17 protein-coding genes are annotated in these 17888 nt (G+C 51.6%); 12 read left to right on the top strand and 5 right to left on the bottom strand.

Annotation, left to right across the window (positions count from 1 at the left end):
• Positions 1-1012 precede the first annotated feature (1012 nt).
• From VMT62_10660 to VMT62_10685, 6 genes are all read left to right on the top strand, one after another.
• A complete protein-coding gene (locus VMT62_10660) occupies positions 1013-1306 on the top strand; it encodes a helix-turn-helix transcriptional regulator (GenBank protein ID HVN96882.1) in 294 nt (97 codons plus the stop codon).
• 623 nt (positions 1307-1929) lie between these two features.
• Complete coding sequence (gene lgt / locus VMT62_10665; protein ID HVN96883.1) at positions 1930-2919, top strand: prolipoprotein diacylglyceryl transferase; 990 nt, start codon at positions 1930-1932, stop codon at positions 2917-2919.
• Positions 2920-3218: 299 nt separating this feature from the next.
• Positions 3219-3473: a hypothetical protein gene (locus VMT62_10670; GenBank protein ID HVN96884.1), complete on the top strand. Its 255-nt coding sequence runs from the start codon at positions 3219-3221 to the stop codon at positions 3471-3473.
• A 33-nt stretch (positions 3474-3506) separates the two neighbouring features.
• On the top strand, positions 3507-3977 hold the full coding sequence (locus tag VMT62_10675) for an isoprenylcysteine carboxylmethyltransferase family protein (protein ID HVN96885.1): 471 nt from the start codon (positions 3507-3509) through the stop codon (positions 3975-3977).
• A gap of 46 nt (positions 3978-4023) precedes the next feature.
• Complete coding sequence (locus tag VMT62_10680) at positions 4024-4326, top strand: DUF3175 domain-containing protein (GenBank protein HVN96886.1); 303 nt, start codon at positions 4024-4026, stop codon at positions 4324-4326.
• Between the two features lie 56 nt (positions 4327-4382).
• Positions 4383-5534 (top strand): protoglobin domain-containing protein, encoded by a 1152-nt coding sequence (locus VMT62_10685; protein HVN96887.1) that lies wholly within the window; start codon positions 4383-4385, stop codon positions 5532-5534.
• 31 nt (positions 5535-5565) lie between these two features.
• Here the strand turns inward: VMT62_10685 and VMT62_10690 are convergent, their stop codons facing one another.
• The gene (locus VMT62_10690) at positions 5566-6084 is read right to left on the bottom strand and encodes a hypothetical protein (protein HVN96888.1); all 519 of its coding nucleotides are present in this window, start codon (positions 6082-6084) and stop codon (positions 5566-5568) included.
• 29 nt (positions 6085-6113) lie between these two features.
• Here VMT62_10690 and VMT62_10695 point away from each other — a divergent pair, with 29 nt between their 5' ends.
• Complete coding sequence (locus VMT62_10695) at positions 6114-7292, top strand: MFS transporter (GenBank protein ID HVN96889.1); 1179 nt, start codon at positions 6114-6116, stop codon at positions 7290-7292.
• 31 nt (positions 7293-7323) lie between these two features.
• On the opposite strand, the gene VMT62_10700 is transcribed toward VMT62_10695, so the two are convergent.
• Entirely contained in the window at positions 7324-7800 is a 477-nt protein-coding gene (locus VMT62_10700; protein HVN96890.1) for a chemotaxis protein CheX, read from the bottom strand.
• A gap of 344 nt (positions 7801-8144) precedes the next feature.
• Between VMT62_10700 and VMT62_10705 the strand changes: the two genes are divergently transcribed.
• Entirely contained in the window at positions 8145-9380 is a 1236-nt protein-coding gene (locus tag VMT62_10705) for an MFS transporter (GenBank protein HVN96891.1), read from the top strand.
• On the opposite strand, the gene VMT62_10710 is transcribed toward VMT62_10705, so the two are convergent.
• Positions 9325-10518, bottom strand: a complete 1194-nt coding sequence (locus VMT62_10710) for an MFS transporter (GenBank protein HVN96892.1) — start codon at positions 10516-10518, stop codon at positions 9325-9327. The genes VMT62_10705 and VMT62_10710 overlap by 56 nt on opposite strands.
• 286 nt (positions 10519-10804) lie before the next feature.
• Here VMT62_10710 and VMT62_10715 point away from each other — a divergent pair, with 286 nt between their 5' ends.
• On the top strand, positions 10805-11515 hold the full coding sequence (locus VMT62_10715) for a site-2 protease family protein (GenBank protein HVN96893.1): 711 nt from the start codon (positions 10805-10807) through the stop codon (positions 11513-11515).
• A gap of 8 nt (positions 11516-11523) precedes the next feature.
• Here the strand turns inward: VMT62_10715 and VMT62_10720 are convergent, their stop codons facing one another.
• Both VMT62_10720 and VMT62_10725 read right to left on the bottom strand, forming a co-directional pair.
• A complete protein-coding gene (locus VMT62_10720; protein ID HVN96894.1) occupies positions 11524-11907 on the bottom strand; it encodes a metallopeptidase family protein in 384 nt (127 codons plus the stop codon).
• A 172-nt stretch (positions 11908-12079) separates the two neighbouring features.
• Positions 12080-13555 carry an RNB domain-containing ribonuclease gene (locus tag VMT62_10725; GenBank protein ID HVN96895.1) on the bottom strand — a complete coding sequence of 492 codons (1476 nt, stop codon included), beginning with the start codon at positions 13553-13555 and terminating at the stop codon, positions 12080-12082.
• 126 nt (positions 13556-13681) lie between these two features.
• On the opposite strand from VMT62_10725, the gene VMT62_10730 reads away from it, so the two are divergent.
• From VMT62_10730 to typA, 3 genes are all read left to right on the top strand, one after another.
• Positions 13682-14659, top strand: a complete 978-nt coding sequence (locus tag VMT62_10730) for a DUF6268 family outer membrane beta-barrel protein (protein HVN96896.1) — start codon at positions 13682-13684, stop codon at positions 14657-14659.
• 314 nt (positions 14660-14973) lie between these two features.
• A complete protein-coding gene (locus VMT62_10735; protein HVN96897.1) occupies positions 14974-15885 on the top strand; it encodes a hypothetical protein in 912 nt (303 codons plus the stop codon).
• 110 nt (positions 15886-15995) lie between these two features.
• Positions 15996-17807, top strand: coding sequence for a translational GTPase TypA (gene typA, locus VMT62_10740; GenBank protein HVN96898.1), 1812 nt, complete (start codon positions 15996-15998; stop codon positions 17805-17807).
• Positions 17808-17888 lie beyond the last annotated feature (81 nt).

The raw sequence follows: 17888 nt of genomic DNA on the forward strand, positions 1-17888 counted from the left end.
TGCGCTATGCGCTGCGCACAGTCATTGTATGGTTCAGATGCAATAACCGCGAACTCAGCAATGTAGCTGAGGGCCGCGGGTGGAGTGGAGACAGGCTTGGAGTGAAAAGATGGAGATACGATGCACCGGCGGGTTTTGCTGACCGAGAACTATACTGTATGTATGTTCGAGGACGCAAGGCCCGACGGGGCGCGTATAAACGCTTTTCCGAACAAGCCTGTCTCCAAACACACATCATACACGCCTTTGGGCCTTAAGCAGTTAAAAAAGCAAGCGGGCGACGCGGACGCGTTCTCTCGAACACGCCCTTACCGGAAATATAATACCATTTGTAGTGTTGCACATCCGGTTAGAACGATGAAACGCTGCCTTCAGAAAGAAGTTAACTAATGAGAACGAGGCTCCCGTCCTTGGATGCCTCCGCTACTCATCACCAACTCTTTATTAGAATAAAAATGCCTGCCACGGCAACGAATAGTCCCACAATTCTTATTCTCCATTTTATGAAAATAGATACCCAGGGTCGATCATTGGAAAATGGAAGAACCTTCGAGTCGATATACGAGCCGAAACGAAAAAGTTTTTTGTAAAAGAAAAAGTCCGCCAGGCCCAAGAGTATTAACAGTATCGCCAATATCCTTTCGAAAATGGTAAGTCTCCCCATCGATTACATCCCCTCGTACGCCTGCTCCAATTCCTGCCGAGTTAAATATGCTGATTTAGCCTTTTTTGCCATCCTACACCCGTTCGCCAAAAGATTGCAAGGTCTTCTTGATGATTACCGAACAAAATACTGTATATTTGGGAAAGAGACTGAAGTGAGGATTTCAGTCAAAAGTCGGCCGGAGCTGTGGCAGCGCCTCAAAGGTTTCTACTTTTGCAAACGTTTTGCAACGTCTTTTTGCATTCCGCCCCTTCCCCCATGCTTTTTGGAATTATAACTTTAATGTTATATATCATGTGAGTTATAATACTACCCGTCGATTGGTTGGCACCATGGAGGTAAACATCTATGAAAGGAAGAACTTTGAAAGACCACATTCAAACAAGAATGAGAGACCCCAAATTCAAAAAGGCATGGCATGATCTCGACGATGAATTTGAGCTGCTTGAAAGCATAATCAAAGCAAGAGAAGTGGCCGGATTGACGCAGGAGGAACTCGCAAAGAGAATAGGAACCAAACAGCCGGCCCTGTCTCGTCTTGAAAGGGGAGGATTTCAGAAAGCAAATATCGAGACCCTGAGGAAAATAGCTGAAGCCCTGGACGTGAAGCTCGTAATAAAGCTTCAGCCCAAGGCTGCCTGAGACGGAAATCTCCCAATTGGAGATGGTAACCTCCGATGCTTAACGGGCCTGACGCTTAAGGTTAACGATGTATCGTTACGGCACAAACCGACCATCCGACCATTGGAGGTGCCGGAACTAGAAGCTGTGCTATGCGCTGCGGATAGTCAACGTATATTCAGACGCAGTATCCGCGGACTTAAGGCGCCATGGCTTAAGGGCCGCGGGTAGAGTGGAGACAGACTTGGAGTGGAAAGATGGAGATACGATGCACCGGCGGGTTTTGCTGACCGAGAACCGGGCTTATATCCTGAAAATAGGTTTGCCGGGTACCCACGCGTTGAACCGGATTGAAGGGCGACCAAACTGACACGTGGGTGGTACATGTTCGAGGACGCAAGGCCCGACGGGGCGCGTATAAACGCTTTTCCGAGCAAGCCTGTCTCCAAACATAAAACTTACACGCATTTGAGCCTTTAGCCGTTTCAAGCGGGCGGCGATCCCAACAATTTTGCTTGCATTTCTAAAATTACCGTATAATAATCTCTCAAAGGCAATCAGTACGCGAGCCAGACAGGCAGTCGAGTCGGCCGCTTATAATATCGTTTATGCGCGGTTGGGGGCGTTGAAGGGGGAGAGGCGTCATGTCTATTTTGGGTCCCTATATTCACCATGTCGATCCCGTCATCGGCACAATCCTCGGCGTTCATCTCTGGTGGTATGGTTTCAGTTATACCCTGGGTTTCTTAAACGCCTACCTCTATATACAACGCAAACAGACCCATCTGGAACTGCCCCTCAAGTCCACTTACAATCTGAGCATTCTGCTCGCCATCGGCGTTCTCCTTGGCGGACGTTTCGTGGAGGTGGTTTTTTATGAATGGCCGTTCTACCAGGAGCATCTCTCTCTGATTCCGGCTTACTGGCTGGGCGGTATGGCAACGCACGGGCTCTTATTTGGCGGCCTTATCGGAATCTGGATATTTGCCCGCATCCAGGGGATGTCCTTCTTGAAAGTCACCGATACGCTTGCCATACCGGGGGCCGTGATCATGGGCGTAGGGCGCCTGGGTAACTTTATTGACGGACAAATAGTGGGGAGCATCACGTCCGTGCCCTGGGCAATTAAATTTCCGGATGCCGAAGGCTTCCGTCACCCTGTGGTGCTCTACGACGCCATAAAGAACCTTCTCATCGTGCCCATCCTCATGCTCGCCGAGAGAGGGCAGCCGCCGGACGGCGTGCGCACAGGCATCTTTCTTTTCCTCTACGCCTTTCTCAGGATCTTTGTCGATGTCTTTCGTGAATACCCGACAAGTCTCCTCGGGCTCGCCACGGGACAGGTATTAAACATAGCGCTCTCAATCGTCGGCCTTTTGCTTATATTCATTCCTCTGTTCAAACGTCGAAATAGATCGAAAATCTTTGTAGGGTCTTTACTCAGCTCGCGACAAGACTATATGACTTCGGGACTTCTGTCAAGGCAGATCCTATTCACTGCCCTTCTTCTCTTTTCGCTTGTCATGCCGAGTGATTGGACGCAGGATGTTCCGGCGCGATACGGGAAACGACATGCCTGTCTTAACTATTCGGCGATCTATCCTCAAATAGACACTTCACCGAAGAAACATTGATGAGCTGCAGTCGCGAGACGGGAAATCGTTGAGCGGTGGAATAGTCGAATAGCCAACTGGTCGAGTCGCGAAATCGTTGAATAGTCGAATTGTCAAATGGTTGAATGGGGAGAAGAAACTGCGATCGGGAAACGACAAATCGTCAAATGGTTGAATAGTCGAATGGGGAAAAGAACTGCAATCGTGAAACGAGAAACGCGAATCGAAGAGCGCGAAACTGAAAAAAGCGAACCAATCATCGAGAGCTCAACGACCGCTGCATTGACAAAAGTTAGTGTGAATTATACGATCTCCTTACTATGACGAAAAGCGAACGGGATATCTGGTTTCCGGCGAAGAAATACGGATGGGGCTGGGGACTGCCCTGCGCCTGGCAGGGATGGCTCGTAACGCTGGCGTATATCGCGCTTGTTGCGGCCGCCATAATCTTCGTTCGACCGTCAGCGCACCTTCCGGCATTTGTGGGCGTAATTGTAATGCTCACGATCCTGTTCTGTCTTGTCTGCTGGTGGAAGGGAGAGAAGCCTGTCTGGAGATGGGGGAACAAGAAATAGAACTCATGGATATTCTGACGCGATAGGGGAAACATGAAGAGACGAGAAAAGTTATTCGGCATGGGACCGAGAGGCACGGCCATCAGCATTATTCTACTGGCAATAGCCTTTTACGTAAATGGCAGACTGGGACGCCCCGCCATGCTGGCAAATCCGGCGCCTCTCAAGGTTGCCGGCATGTTGTTTATCTGCGTTGGATTGATGCTCTACATCGCAAGCGTACACAGGCTGAGAAACTGGTGGCGTAATGATGAGCTCTGCACATCCGGTCCCTTCAGGTGGTTTCGCCATCCCATGTACGCCTCATGGATTACCTTTATATTGCCTGGCGTAGCCCTTTATTCGAATTCCTGGGTCATCCTGTGCTGCGCTATAGTATTGCATCCGATCTGGCATCTCTTTGTTGCGCGAGAAGAGAAGATGATGATGGAGACGTTTCAAGACCAATACAAAACGTACGCAGCAGGAACGGGAAGATTCATCCCGCGCATACGGTGCAGTTAACCAATATTTGTAATGCGCAGGATTCGCATCTTCTAAGGCGCGTATAATGACAGAAGAACCGGGATTATCGAAGAACCGGAATTGGTCGGGAAGAGTGACCAGAGAGAGTAACGCACTTGACCTTGAGGAGGGCGTATTCACCTGGTCAGACCCAAGAAAGATCGCGCTATCGCTTAAACGGTCGGCTGAGGCGAGTGCCCGCCGGAAATCGGCGCCATTTCGTTCGGCCATGTCCATGCTCGTGTTCTACATCAATCGCGCGGGCAAAAATCTCAACAAGGACCAACTCCGCATTCTGCAGCAGGCCAAAGAAGAGTTGCGCATACTATACGGAAAGGCCCGTCCGTAACGCCCGATCGAGGCCGGTTGACCTTCCCTTTCCTCTGTGTTACGTTTTGAAGGTATATGGCTGATACACAATCTCCGCACCAGAAACTCCGCATGTTCCTCACAAAGGTCGATATGACCGGTAACGAGATAACGCAACTCGATTCCTACAGGCCCCTTTTCATCAGCAAGAAGGATGCCTTTGCCGATTATTTCTATGATTTCTTTCTTGGTATAGCGGACACCAGGGCGATCCTGGAGAACGAAAAGACACCCGGCCTCATGAAACGTGTATGGGCCTCCTGGTTCGAATCATTTTTCCGGGCAAACCCGGACGACAACTTTCTCGCATATCTGTGGAAGATAGGGGTGAGGCACGTGGAGGTTAATCTCGATCAGCGATACTCGAACCTCGGCTTCGCCATGATACGTCAGTTCTGCCACAAGATCGTCTCCGAAGAGGTCCCGCTCGGTGAGAGAACAGGGCTCCTCTCGGCGATCAATAAGATGCTCGACCTCTGCCTTTTGACGGAAACCACCGCCTATATCGAGAATACGATAAGCTGCGATATTGAGGTCATGAGCGAGGTGGCCGACCGGGTGAGAAACCCTGCAATGATCATCGGATGGAACATAAAGAAGCTCCAGGGAAAGGTCTCAGAAGGAACTCCGGAATTTAAGACTTACAAAATGCTCATGGGGGAAAACGAACGGCTCGAAAATATGGTTCATGACATCAAGGTCTACATGGACCTGTTCCAGGGCGAACCCGTTTTTCAGACCATAGATATCCCGGAATTAATAGACTCCGTACGCAAGGAAATCGACGCCAGACATGTCTATGAACATGTTCGGGTGACGGTGGATTGCCATAAGACCGCGTGCCGCGTCAAGGGCGATCCCAAATGGTTCGAATATCTTTTTTACTATCTTATCGAGAACGGCATGGAGGCCGTGGACAAACAAAATCCCGTCATCAGGATAAGCTCACAGGTTGAAAACGTTCCTCCCTTCAACGTCCGCATTGAGATCTTCAACACCGGCTCCGTACCCGAGGAAGAGATGGAGAAACTCTTTTCTCCTTTTTTCTCAACCAAGATTTCAGGTACGGGTTTCGGCCTGCCCATCGCCCGACTCGTGGTCAAAAAGCACCACGGGACCCTTTCCCTGGAGACGGCTAAAGGTGAAGAGGGCGTGAGCGTGGTTATGAGTCTGCCTAATCCTGAATAGTGACGATACCCGGGTAAGACCTGCGTGCCCGCTACCGTAGGCCTGTGCTGTCTTTGTCTTCGAGGGCCTTTCTTACGGAGAGTTCCTTTTCAAGTTCTTTATACAATTTCCTCACATAACGCTCGGGAAACTCCTTCATCTCCAAATATCCGAGTGCGCTCTCCTCAAAGGCGGCGACGAGAGCGGCCTTTTCATTCACCAGGTCGTCAGCCCTGACCCCGCTCTTGGCAATTTCCCTGCGGTACTCTGTCACGGGAATGAGCATGTTCACGATCTCAGAATAGTGCGGGGCCTTCTCGAAATCGGCAAGGTACCCGCTTTTGACGGGGATGGTACTCTGGATGATAAGTTTTATGGTCCATGAATCGGCGCCGTAACATATGGATTCGTCGAGTATCTGAATCACGAGACCGTTGGTGGGCCACCATGTTTTGAGCGTTTGAGCCATTTTCAAGTATACACTGAAAATGGAATCCTTGGAAGCATAAGCGGCAAAAAGGTAGGGAGGTGATTTGTACAAATTGAAAAGTCCCGCACATTTCCGTTGCAAAAGACCTCCCCGGTGCAGTAAGAATTAGTATGAAATCGAGAAGAGTACTGTTCTTCTGTCTCGGATGGGTCGGCATGGTCTTTTATTTCATGCAACGATGGATATATGGCCCGCTCATACCATCGCTCATGGAAGAGTTCAAAACCACGAGGACCGCTTTGGGTGTCGTGGGGTCAGCCTCGCTCTGGGGCTACATGTTCACCACAATCCTCGCCGGGGTGATTTCAGACCGCTTCGGCAGAAAACATGCGGCGCTCTTCGGCATCTTCGGGTTCTCTCTTCTTACGGCGCTGTGCGGACTCGCGACGAGCATTCACCAGATCTTCGTGGTACGGTTCTTTACCGGCATGGTAGAGGCCTTCTATTTCGTTCCCCTCATCGCATTTACCCTGGAGCTCTTTCCCGAGCATCCCGGATTTTATCTGACGTTCATGTCGTCGGGCTCTTCGCTCGGCTGGTTTACAGGGCCCGCACTTGCGGGATGGCTGCTCGGTCTCACGGGAAGCTGGCGGGCGCCCTTCCTCGCGACAGGGCTCTCGGGCCTCATCGTGGCTTTTCTGCTTCTCGCTTTCTGGCCGGAGCACGCAAGACCCACAGGTCCGAAGGCCCTTTTTGACAGGAAATTTTTGAAACCCTCGTACCTCATGATAATTCTGCTCGCGAGTCTTACCGCCATGTTCCAGATATCGGCCGAGTTCGGCTTCACCATGTGGTACCCCGTCTTTCTCAAAACCGAAGTCGGTATGGCCATCGGCACGGCCGGGCTTATTGCAGGAACGTATGGAATCGGACAGTTTATAGGAAGACCCATAACGGGGTGGATATCGGATAAGCTCGGCTACCGGAGGACAGGGGCGACCGGCGGGCTTCTTCTGGCCTTGTCCACCGCGCTCATCCTTTCGGTACATAATAACACCCTGAGAACAGCGTTCACGTTTACCGCCGGCTTCACCGGCGCAGCCGTCATGGGTACGCTCTGGACCTTCACCGGTCTCATAGTTTCAGAGTACAAAGGTCTCGTGCTCGGCATCATCCTCACCTTTGGGTACGTGACGTCTTCGCTGGCGCCGATTACCATCGGGTATCTGGGGGACCACTATTCGGTACATTTCGGTCTTGCCTCGGTGTGCGTGCCCGCATCATTTCTCGCATGCGTGGCTTTAGCGTCAACCTATCTCGTTAAACTGGGACGGAATCAGACAAAGTAAGGGAATGTGTTGGCGCGAAAAGTATTCTCGTCTACTCGAAGGAAAAGTTTACGTAGAGGATGTCCTCGCCGTAATCTGTGGCGAACTGGAACGGCAGGGATATGATCGGCAACTTACACATAAAGTGCAACTCGACGTTCTTACCGACCACCACTGTGGGGATTGACGCGGTGAGGTTCACGCCTGCATTTTCAAGTTCCTTTCTCGATTGCCCTGATATGATATTGGTGAGCTCACCGATGGCGTCAACGACCTCGGGACTTATCTCGCTGCGTTCATCGCCCATGAGGGTCTTATACGCATAAAGAGCGCCCTGGCGACTGAAGCTTATACACATCATGCCCCTCTTGTCGTTGTCGCCTGCAACCCCCATAACACCTGTCACGTCACCGGATGTGGTCTTGTCAAGCTTGAGCAGAGGCTTTTCCATGGTCATGTCGATATTGAGCATGGCCTTGAATACCATCTTGGTTGCCAGGATAAACGGGTTGATATACTTTACATCCATCTCTGAGCTCCACCCATCAGATTATTTTAGCGCCTTTCTCTGGCCCTTCTCAAGGTTCCCCTTGAGCCCTTATCACTACGTTGAAATATGTCCCCGGAAGATAAAATTTATCTTCCTAATGTTATCGTGCATTCTTCCGTAAACTTTAATCGCAAGAGCCCTGATTTGACCCGTTTTTGTGCCGATTTGCGTCTTTTTTGGCGCCCGTCGTACCGATCTGACGTATTCTATATATCCATTTTCCTGCAATATCGATCTAATTACAAGTAAAAATTTTGGTGATTGTGTCTAATCGCCAAGATTTTTCAAAATAAAAGCTTCACGCATTAAGATCATGGGCCGCAATGAGATCAAAAAGGTTGCAACACGGCGCGCTCATATGGAATACTTATGACGCCATGAACACCGAAGAAAAGACTTCGTCACACTCACTCCGAAACATTCTGACCCGTGATTTCGTGTGCTCCTTTCTCGCCCTCTTCACATTTATCGTTGCCTATCATGCCTTGATCCCCACCCTGCCCATATATTTTTCACGACTGGGCTCCAACGAGGCAGAGATAGGAATCCTCGTCGGGGTGTTCGGGGTTTCGTCGCTTATTTTCAGGTTTGTTGTGGGCGGAGCCCTCCAGCGTTACTCGGCAAGAAGCATCATGATGTGCGGCGCCGTCTTATTCGGCCTCACCTTTGTGGCTTCGCTCGTTGTGCGACCTTTCTGGCCTTTCTTCGCCGTGAGGTTCTTCCAGGGCGCAGCGTTCTCGTGTATGGATACAGCAGTCCTCGCCTTTGTCGTGAGTGTTACTCCGCTTGCGAACAGGGCACGCGTGATCGGCTATTTTGTGCTCGCCCCTCCGCTTTCACAGGCCATGTCTCCCGCGTTCGGCATGTTTCTCATCAACCAGTACAACTTCACCGTTCTCTTCCTTGTTTGTATGGTGCTGACTCTGTGCGCCCTGGCCTCTTCCTACAATGTGAGTGCTCAGGAATCGCACCGGTCCGACAAAGACGATCCTCCGCGAAGCACCCATTATTTCGATGGTAAGGTAATCATTCCTTCGCTCGTAAGCCTGCTGCAGAATTTCGTCTGGGGCGCCGTCATCGCCTTTTTGCCTCTCTATGCAAGCAGGTGCGGGGTTAGCAATCCCGGACTCTTCTTTTCGGCGAACGGTGTTATGCTCATCGTGGGCCGCGCCTTAGGCGGCAAGATTCTTGACTCCTATAACAAGGAAAAGATGCTCCTCATCCTCGTCTCCACGCTGACCTTCGCCGTTATCCTACTCGCGTTCTCAAAGACGCTTACCATGTTCATTATTGTGGGGCTCATCTGGGGGGCGGGAAGTGCCTTCTTCTTTCCCGTATCCATGGCTTATGCGCTTGACTATACCGGTACCTCGGACGGCACTACCGTGGGGACTTTTCGGGCGATCTCCGATCTGGGGATAGCGATGGGACCGGTGGCCATGGGGGTTATTATTCCGGCTACAGGTTATCAGGGCATGTTTCTCTGCCTTGCCAGCATCAACTTTATGAATCTTTGCTGCTTTCAGTTCTATGTGAGGAAGCGAGGACGAAGACCATAAAGGCCACGGTCGCCATCACGGCCGCAAAGTAAAAGGGGGCCGCGGCGCCCACATATTTCCAGAGAAATCCGGCAATGAGAGAAGAGAAGAAGGTCATAACGCCGATCAAGGTCTGGTAGATGCCGTATGTGGTGCCCGCATAGTCCCTGTCCGTGAGATGCGAAATATAGGCCTTGCCCACGCCCTCGGTCAACGCCATGTACAGCCCATAGAATGGAAAGAGAATCCAGAGATAAGCCGCCTGCGTGACCAAACCGAAGAAGAAATAGATGACCGCAAAGAGAAAGAACCCGTACAGGAGAACACTCTTTTGTCCGATTCTGTCGGATAAGATACCGGCGGGAAATGAGGTGAGCGCGTAGGCCGCATTAAAAACCGTGTAGACGAGAATGGTGAGGCTCAAGGAGAGCCCCAGGTTTTGCGCCCTTAAGATCAGAAAGGCATCCGAGCTGTTGCCCACGGCAAAAATGGCGCTCACCCAGAGAAAGACTTTGAAATCCCTGCTGAGTTTCATGCCCTTGAGGGTAAGCCGCGGCTCGCCAGCAGTCTGTTCTTGCTTTTGGATGTCCTTCACGAATGCGACGAGAAGCCCAACCCCTGCCGCGGCCGGTATAATGGCAAGAATGAAGATGAACCTCATGTTGTCGCGAAACGCCTGAAGAAGCGCGAGGGCGGTGAGAGGCCCTACCAACGCGCCCATCGTATCAACGGCCCGGTGGAACCCGAAGACTTTTCCCCGTGAGCCCGCATCCGAGCTCTGTGCGAGCAGGGCATCGCGGGCCGACGTCCTCACCCCTTTTCCGAAGCGGTCAAGGAAGCGTCCGCCCATGACAACCGACCAGTGAAAGGAAACCGCTATAACTAATTTTGAAAGGGCAGAAAGCGCATAGCCAGCCACCATAAAGGGTTTTCTGCGTTTGAATTTGTCCGAGAACCAACCTGAAAAGACACGGAGGATGCTCGCCGTAGATTCTGCGAAACCCTCGATGAGGCCCACAACGGTTACCGGCGCTCCGAGCACACTCGTCAGAAAGATAGGCACTATGGGATAGATCATCTCTGAGGCGATATCGTTGAAGAAACTCACGAGGCTGATACCGACTACGTTTTTCGTGATCCCCGAGCCTGCCTTGCGCATAAACGACTTCATCTGCTCAGTCTATGATAGCGCAGAGGATAAATCAATCAACAAGATAGTCCGGATTTGCCTTGATGAGCATTGTAAGCTGCGCGTGGCGCTCCGAAGAGTCAATTGAATACTCCGCGACTATTACCGAAATTTCCGGCCTCTACTGGGAATTTCGGTGTGAAACTACAGAACCAAAACAGAAATCGAACGCCTTCTCTGTTGAATTTCCCCGGCACTCGCGGTAGGATATTGAGAAAGTTGATCTAAAAGCGATATCACGCCTCGAAGGAGAAATATGCAATACATCATCGCGCTCCTGCTCATCGGTCTTGTGATCCTGGCCCACGAATTCGGTCACTTCATCGCCGCCCGCATTGTGGGTGTGCCGATCAGAATCTTTTCTATCGGGTTTGGTCCCAAGCTCTGGGCCACAACAAAATCAAGAACTGAATACCGCATAGCCGTGATCCCGCTCGGTGGCTATGTGATGCCCGATTGCGAGGACGACAAGGACTTTCTTGCCCTGCCTGTTTACAAGAGGATCGTCATGACGGCAGGCGGTCCGGTCGCGAGCATGATCCTGCCTCTATTCTGCTTTGCCGCCGCCAACTGCGTTTCAACCGGGGCAGATTTCAATGCAGTTTTGATAAAACCCTTGCACCAGATATACCACATCTTTTCTCTCGTAATCGTCTCCCTTCTTGGACTCTTCTCTCAACATGGCCAGTTATCGGGCATCATCGGTGTGGTCGCTCAGGGCGGACAGTTCATCGGCGTAAGTTCCATCAAGGCCCTTCAGTTCACAGGGCTTATCAGCCTCAATCTTGCCGTGCTCAATCTGGTTCCTCTGCCCGTTCTCGACGGAGGCAAGATACTCCTCTATCTCGCAGAGGGCCTCCATCCGCGGTTTGCAAAGCTCCACTATCCCCTAGCAATTGCCGGATGGTTGCTTATCATGGCCCTCATGCTCTATGCGACGGTCATTGATGTGGTAAGGCTCATATAGCGGCGATCTTAACCGTAGCCGAGTTCCGCGAGTCTTGCCTCGGTCATGCCGATGTAGTGCGCCACCTCGTGAACAACTGTGATCTCAATCTCTTGTTCCAGTTCATTAAGCGTTTCACACATTGCTTCGAGAGGCTCCTGAAAAAGATAGATCATGTCCGGGTACAAGGGTGGGGTGGTGACAGACCGGTCTATGAGCGCAACCCCTTCGAAGAGGCCGAGCAAAGGCTCCTCCGGCGAAAGCTCCATCTCCTCCCTCATGCGTTTTGAGGGCCGTTTCCTCACGGTTATAATAATGTTGGTCAGATGTTGACGGATCTCTGCCGGTATTCTCGCCACGGCCTTTTGCACAATGCCATCGAACTCCTTCTCACTCAATTTAATCGTTCCCACGATCTCTCATTGTACCATCTCAGACAAAAATAGACAGCAGTTTAGGAAGCCGAGCAGGGGGCGTTGTTATCGACTGTAATCCGTATTTTACTATGTTCTTCCAGTGTAAAAGATTTCAAGGCTTAATCAACGGCAGAAAGGAAATTCTTATCTAAAGAGGCGGGTCACTTCCCTAGTGCGCCGCTTTAAAGTCTATATATCCGCGCTCCACGTCCGTGTTGATCAACTCGACACGTATTCTGTGTCCGACGTCAACCCCCTCAAAACCGTGAACTAATCTCCCTTCCACAGGAAGATTAAGAAGACGAACCCAGGTGCCCTTGTCTGCAGCACCTGTCACGATAGCGTCAAACCGTTCACCGATGCGCGATTCCAAAAGCATTGCAGCAGCGGACTTTTCCACCTGCCGTTCGACCTTCTTAACCACATCCTCTTCCTCTGTGCAGTGGGTGGCAAGCGCTTCCAGATCGTTTGCCGTGTAGGGAAGGGGTCGCTCGCTCATGGCAGCCTTGAGCATTCTCTGAGTGATAAGATCCGGATACCTGCGATTTGGTGCGGTGGAATGTGCATAATCTCTAACCGCAAGGCCAAAATGACCTGGCGTATGGGTGTCCCCGGGGAATTCAGCAACGTACTCTCCGGGTCCTAACAGTTTGATGATAGAGAGGGAGAGGTCGGGAAAACGAAGCGGATCCGACGCTCTCGCCTGTTCCAGGAATCTCTCCAATTCCTTGGCATCCGGCGTGTCTGAAAGCCCAAATCCGTGTTCTCTGGCAATCTCGACTATTCGAGGCCATCGTTTAGGCGTCTTTACTACGCGGCGCAACGAGGGAAAATTCCGTGAAGAGAGATACCGGGCGGTTACGCCATTTGCCGCAATCATGAAGTCTTCGATAATGTCGGTCGCGCGGCCCTTGCTTTCCGTTTTCAGTTCGCGAATTTCTTCGCCATCAAAGACCGGCCGTGCCTCAACGGTTTCGAGACTGAGCGCCCCATGAACATGCCGAAAATTCTTCATGCGCTGCGCCACATTGTCCTGCATACGGAGATTCTCATCGAGCCCGGCCACAGCCGCAATGCCTTCAGGCACAGCGCCGCTGCCTTCAAGCCATGCTCCGACGCTGTTGTATGCAAGCTTGGCGCGATTGCGGACCCACGCCCTGTAGACATCAGAATTCACTACGGATCCGTCAGCGTCAATGACCATTTCCATAATAATTGCCAATCGGTTTTCGTTAAAGCTCAACGAAGTGAGGTCGGTGGAGAGCTTCTCGGGAAGCATGGGAAATACCTGTGCCGGCGTATACACCGAGGTCGTATTGTGGCGGGCATGACCGTCAATCGAAGATCCCTCCACAACAAGCGCATCTACATCAGCCACCGCAACGAATATCTTGGCTGTGTTTCCCGGCATTGTTTCCGCCAGGGTAAGCTGATCCAGATCAAGGGAGTCGTCATTATCGATAGAAGCCCAGAGACAATGTGTAAGATCACGAATCTGTCCGTCACTCCCCATTGCGGGAGCTTTAAGTCTGTCAAGCTCTGAGAGGACTTCGGCAGAAAAATCAGGGAAAAGTCCCTTCTCGATCATTGCTTTCCGAGCGATTCTCTGGAGTATGGCGCGGTGTTGTTTTTCTGTTCCGGTCATATTATTCACCTCGTTGGCAAGTATAGCATAACGCTTAGAGCAGGGAGGGAAAAAATCTTGCAATTACTCTTGTAAGATAATCGCAATTATGGGAAAGTAAACTGTATTTAAGTGAGAACGGATAGAATGACAAAACATGAATCTTTTTTGTTGAAACCCGGTAGTTCGAAGGGCAAAGGACCCTCCAATGCCATCCTGACCGGTTTAGCTGTTTTCATCCTCGTTCTCGTGAGTTCCACTGGCCTTTCCGCTCAGACGGCGACCGACCTCGACGCCTCGGGCAATCTCAGGCTTTCTATCTCCGGATCGACGTTCTATCAACCCAAAACCCACGTCAGCGGGGGCGGCGACATCACTGTAGGCAGCTATCGCATCTCGGCAAACGGGTTAATCCCTATCAATGACAGGTTTAGCTTCGGATTGGGGCTGGCGTACGAGTTCGACGATTACAACTTTTCCGGACTCACCGGTTTTGCCGTCCCGGATCCATGGAACAAGATACAGAGAGTGGGTTTATCGCCGCGGCTCGTTTACAAGCTCCAACAAGACTGGAATCTATCTTTCAGCCCCATCGTGCAGTACGCCGGGGAGCAAGGCGCCGCCTTCGACAAATCCCTGGTGTACGGTGGAGCGATGAGTGCAATGCATAGAGTGAACCGTAACCTTTTTGTCGGCCTGGGTGCGGGTGTGTTCTACCGATTGGGGGAGACACGGCTGTTCCCTTCACTCATGGTTTCCTGGAGGATAACTGATCAACTTCGTTTTGGAAACTCAAACAGGTTGGGGCCATCCGGGCCTGCAGGTCTTGAGTTGGCCTACACGCTCGACAAGAACTGGGAAGTGTCGGTAGGTGGGGGATACCGGTCGAATCGCTTCCGCCTCGATCACAACGGTACGACACCTGACGGCATCGGTCAGAACGCTACCGTGCCTGTCTGTGCCCGCATTGGACGAAAACTCGGTCAGGATTTTCACCTTGATCTTTATGGCGGCGCGGCCCTCGGTGGAAGTCTCCGGCTTGAGGACAAAAACGGCAACGGAATAGATAGTGTCCATTATAACACTGCGCCCATAATGGGGCTAACGCTTTCGTCGTTTTTTTAAAAAAAAGACGCAGATAATCATTGTTCTGGTTGATCTGGTTTCTCTGGTCTTTTTGGTTTGTTTGGTTGGAACCACATAAACCGGACAAACAAGACAAACCCGACAAACCATTTTTGTTCATCTGGTTGATCTGGTTTATTTGGTTCATTTGGTTGAAACCCGATAAACCATACAAACCCGACAAACCAGACAAACATTACAAACCGTACAAACTTTCTTTGGTTCATTTGTTTGAAACCGTCGTTTGCTTTTGACGGCAAAATGTTTTTTAATGGTGTGGTTATGAACAGCTTGTATTAAGGGAGGTAGATGAGTTGGACGACAAAGACAGATCGGGCAATCTTGCGGAATGGATTACCGACGTAGTCACTACATTTACCGTCAGTCCCGAGAATACGCTTAAAAACACCGGAAATGAGCCTGCCTGGGCAAAGCCACTTATCGGTTTCGCCCGCGGCGATGAGTCGCTCTGGGATGAGTTCAAAAGAGACATCGGCGAGTTCTATCACACGCCCATCGAATTTTTCACCCAGGCTTTTCCTCGCAGAACCGTGACACCTCAGGAACTCGCGGTCATCGTCTGGATACTTCCCCAGACCGAACAAACGAAATCCGACCACCGGAAGGAGACGGCTTTCCCATCCGAGCGATGGTCCAGGTCACGCAAATACGGCGAAGAGTTTAACGTGAAGCTCCGCGTCCATCTCGTCGAGAAACTGAAGGAGGCGGGCTACGAAGCCCTGGCTCCGCAGCTTTCGCCCCTCTGGAAGATGGCAAAATCAGAAAAATATGGCCTTTGTTCTGCATGGTCCGAACGGCACGCCGCCTACGTCGCGGGGCTCGGCACGTTCGGTTTATGCGACGGACTCATTACCGCTGTCGGAAAGGCCATGCGGTGTGGCTCCGTGATCGCGCGACTTTCCGTTCCCCCCACGCCGAGACCATATGAGTCCCGCCATGCCTACTGTCTGTTCTATGAGAAAGGCATCTGCGGAAAATGCGCGGACCGCTGCCCTGCCCAGGCGATAAGCAGGGAAGCCGGACATGATAAACTGCGATGCCAGGAATACATAGATACAAAAACGCCGCAGTATATCAAAGAACATTACGGGCTTGATATTTACGGCTGCGGTCTGTGCCAGGTTGCCGTACCCTGTGAATCGAAGATACCGGTAAAAACCCGACCCAAGCCTTATCTGTCCTCACGCCTGCCAATCGGGCCGTAAATGAGACCGATGAGCCTTGTTTGCACGATCATGCTTGATTTTTGCCCTGTTTTCGGGTATATTATCAACTCGTAACCGTACATCGCTTCATCAATCGTTCAAGAGGGGACATGGAGCCGGAAAACATACGTAATATTGCGATCATAGCCCACGTCGATCATGGGAAGACGACTCTCGTGGATCAGCTCTTTGCACAGAGCGGCATGTTCCGCGACAATCAGGTCGTGGAAGAGAGACTCATGGATTCCATGGACCTCGAACGGGAGCGAGGTATCACTATTGCGTCGAAAAACGGATCTTTCCGGTACAAAGACCATCTCATCAACATTATCGACACACCGGGACACGCGGATTTCGGTGGCCAGGTGGAACGGGTGCTCAAGATGGCCGACGGTGTGCTACTCCTTGTGGATGCCGCCGAAGGGCCCATGCCCCAGACCTATTTTGTTTTGAAAAAGGCGCTGGCGCTCAACTTGCCGGTTATCGTAGTCATAAACAAGATAGATAAGCCGGCTGCCCGGTGCGACTGGGTGGTAAACGAGGTTTTCGATCTTTTTGTGAAGCTTGAAGCGCCTGATCACATACTCGATTTCCCCATTATTTACAGCTCGGCCAAAGAGGGTTTTGCGACCCTCGATCCTCAAGTCCGCGAGGGCACCATGGAGCCGCTCTTTGAAATGATCACAGAAGCAGTGCCCGCGCCCTCGGGCGACCCTCAGGGCCCGCTCCAGATGCTCGTGAGCTCGCTTGACTATTCGCCTTTCCTTGGCAGGCTTGCCATCGGAAAGATTACCTCCGGTGAGTTGAGGCTCGACCGCGACGTGTCGGCGGCGAGCGCGGACAAGGAACCGTCACCCGCGCGTATCACCAAGATTTATCGCTTCAAAGGCACCGAAAAGGTGGAGACGGAAAGGGCCGGAATCGGAGAAATCGTGGCAGTTGCCGGTATGGAATCCGTTACTATAGGGGAAACACTCACAGACCCCTTAAACCCCATCCCGCTGCCCGGTATCCATGTGGACCCCCCAACCGTTGCCATGAATTTTGTTCCCAACGATTCTCCGTTCTATGGAAGGGAAGGACGGTTTGTCACCTCACGGCATCTGCGCGACAGGCTTTTCAGAGAGACGCTATCGGACGTGGCCCTGGTTGTCGAGGAAGTGGAAGAGTCACCCGGATTCAGGGTATCAGGAAGAGGAGAACTTCATCTCTCGATCCTCATCGAAAAGATGCGCCGGGAAGGATACGAATTTCAGGTCACCCGGCCGCAGGTCCTCTTCAGAGAAAAGGGTGGTGTGAAGCTCGAACCGTACGAAGAGTTGACCATCGATGTGGACGAGAACTACGTGGGCAAGGTTATAGAGAATTTGGGCGCGAGAAGGGGACTGCTTATCGATATGAGACAGGAGAACGGCATGGCCCGCCTCAAATACAAGATTCCCACCAGAGGGCTGCTCGGCTTTCGCTCGGAATTTCTCACAGAGACGAGAGGCATGGGGGTCATGAATTATGTCTTTCTCGAATTCGACGCCTACGCGGGTGAAATCAAGAACAGGACCAAGGGCGTTATGATCGCCATGGAGGAATGCACGACGGTTGCCTACGCGCTTTTTAATCTCCAGGAGCGCGGGAGGCTCTTCCTTGGCCCCGCTGAAAGGGTCTATGAAGGTCAGATCATCGGGGAACACTCGCGGGAGACAGATCTCGTGGTCAATCCGGCAAAGGGCAAGAAGCTCACCAACATGCGAGCGGCCGGCTCCGACGATGCGGTAATTCTAACCCCCCACGTGAAGATGAGTCTCGAAGAGTGTATCTCCTATATCAACGATGACGAGCTCGTGGAAATCACCCCTCAATCGATCCGGTTGCGTAAGCAGATCCTTGCCGATCTCGAGCGGCGCCGATCCCGTTCCGCAGCCTGAAACGGGCATTGTTTCCCTTTTTTGAAATCCGTCTTCGCTCCCGGGAAGCCAAAAGTATCCCCTTGAATTTCCCTGCTCGCT

Source organism: Syntrophorhabdaceae bacterium (assembly GCA_035541755.1).
GTDB lineage: Bacteria > Desulfobacterota > Syntrophorhabdia > Syntrophorhabdales > Syntrophorhabdaceae > PNOF01.

Coding starts and splice junctions, on each gene's coding strand:
- VMT62_10660 (HVN96882.1), top strand. CDS start 1,013: ATGAAAGGAAGAACTTTGAAAGACCACATTCAAACAAGAATGAGAGAC.
- lgt (HVN96883.1), top strand. CDS start 1,930: ATGTCTATTTTGGGTCCCTATATTCACCATGTCGATCCCGTCATCGGC.
- VMT62_10670 (HVN96884.1), top strand. CDS start 3,219: ATGACGAAAAGCGAACGGGATATCTGGTTTCCGGCGAAGAAATACGGA.
- VMT62_10675 (HVN96885.1), top strand. CDS start 3,507: ATGAAGAGACGAGAAAAGTTATTCGGCATGGGACCGAGAGGCACGGCC.
- VMT62_10680 (HVN96886.1), top strand. CDS start 4,024: ATGACAGAAGAACCGGGATTATCGAAGAACCGGAATTGGTCGGGAAGA.
- VMT62_10685 (HVN96887.1), top strand. CDS start 4,383: ATGGCTGATACACAATCTCCGCACCAGAAACTCCGCATGTTCCTCACA.
- VMT62_10695 (HVN96889.1), top strand. CDS start 6,114: ATGAAATCGAGAAGAGTACTGTTCTTCTGTCTCGGATGGGTCGGCATG.
- VMT62_10700 (HVN96890.1), bottom strand. CDS start 7,800: ATGGATGTAAAGTATATCAACCCGTTTATCCTGGCAACCAAGATGGTA.
- VMT62_10705 (HVN96891.1), top strand. CDS start 8,145: ATGAGATCAAAAAGGTTGCAACACGGCGCGCTCATATGGAATACTTAT.
- VMT62_10710 (HVN96892.1), bottom strand. CDS start 10,518: ATGCGCAAGGCAGGCTCGGGGATCACGAAAAACGTAGTCGGTATCAGC.
- VMT62_10715 (HVN96893.1), top strand. CDS start 10,805: ATGCAATACATCATCGCGCTCCTGCTCATCGGTCTTGTGATCCTGGCC.
- VMT62_10725 (HVN96895.1), bottom strand. CDS start 13,555: ATGACCGGAACAGAAAAACAACACCGCGCCATACTCCAGAGAATCGCT.
- VMT62_10730 (HVN96896.1), top strand. CDS start 13,682: ATGACAAAACATGAATCTTTTTTGTTGAAACCCGGTAGTTCGAAGGGC.
- typA (HVN96898.1), top strand. CDS start 15,996: ATGGAGCCGGAAAACATACGTAATATTGCGATCATAGCCCACGTCGAT.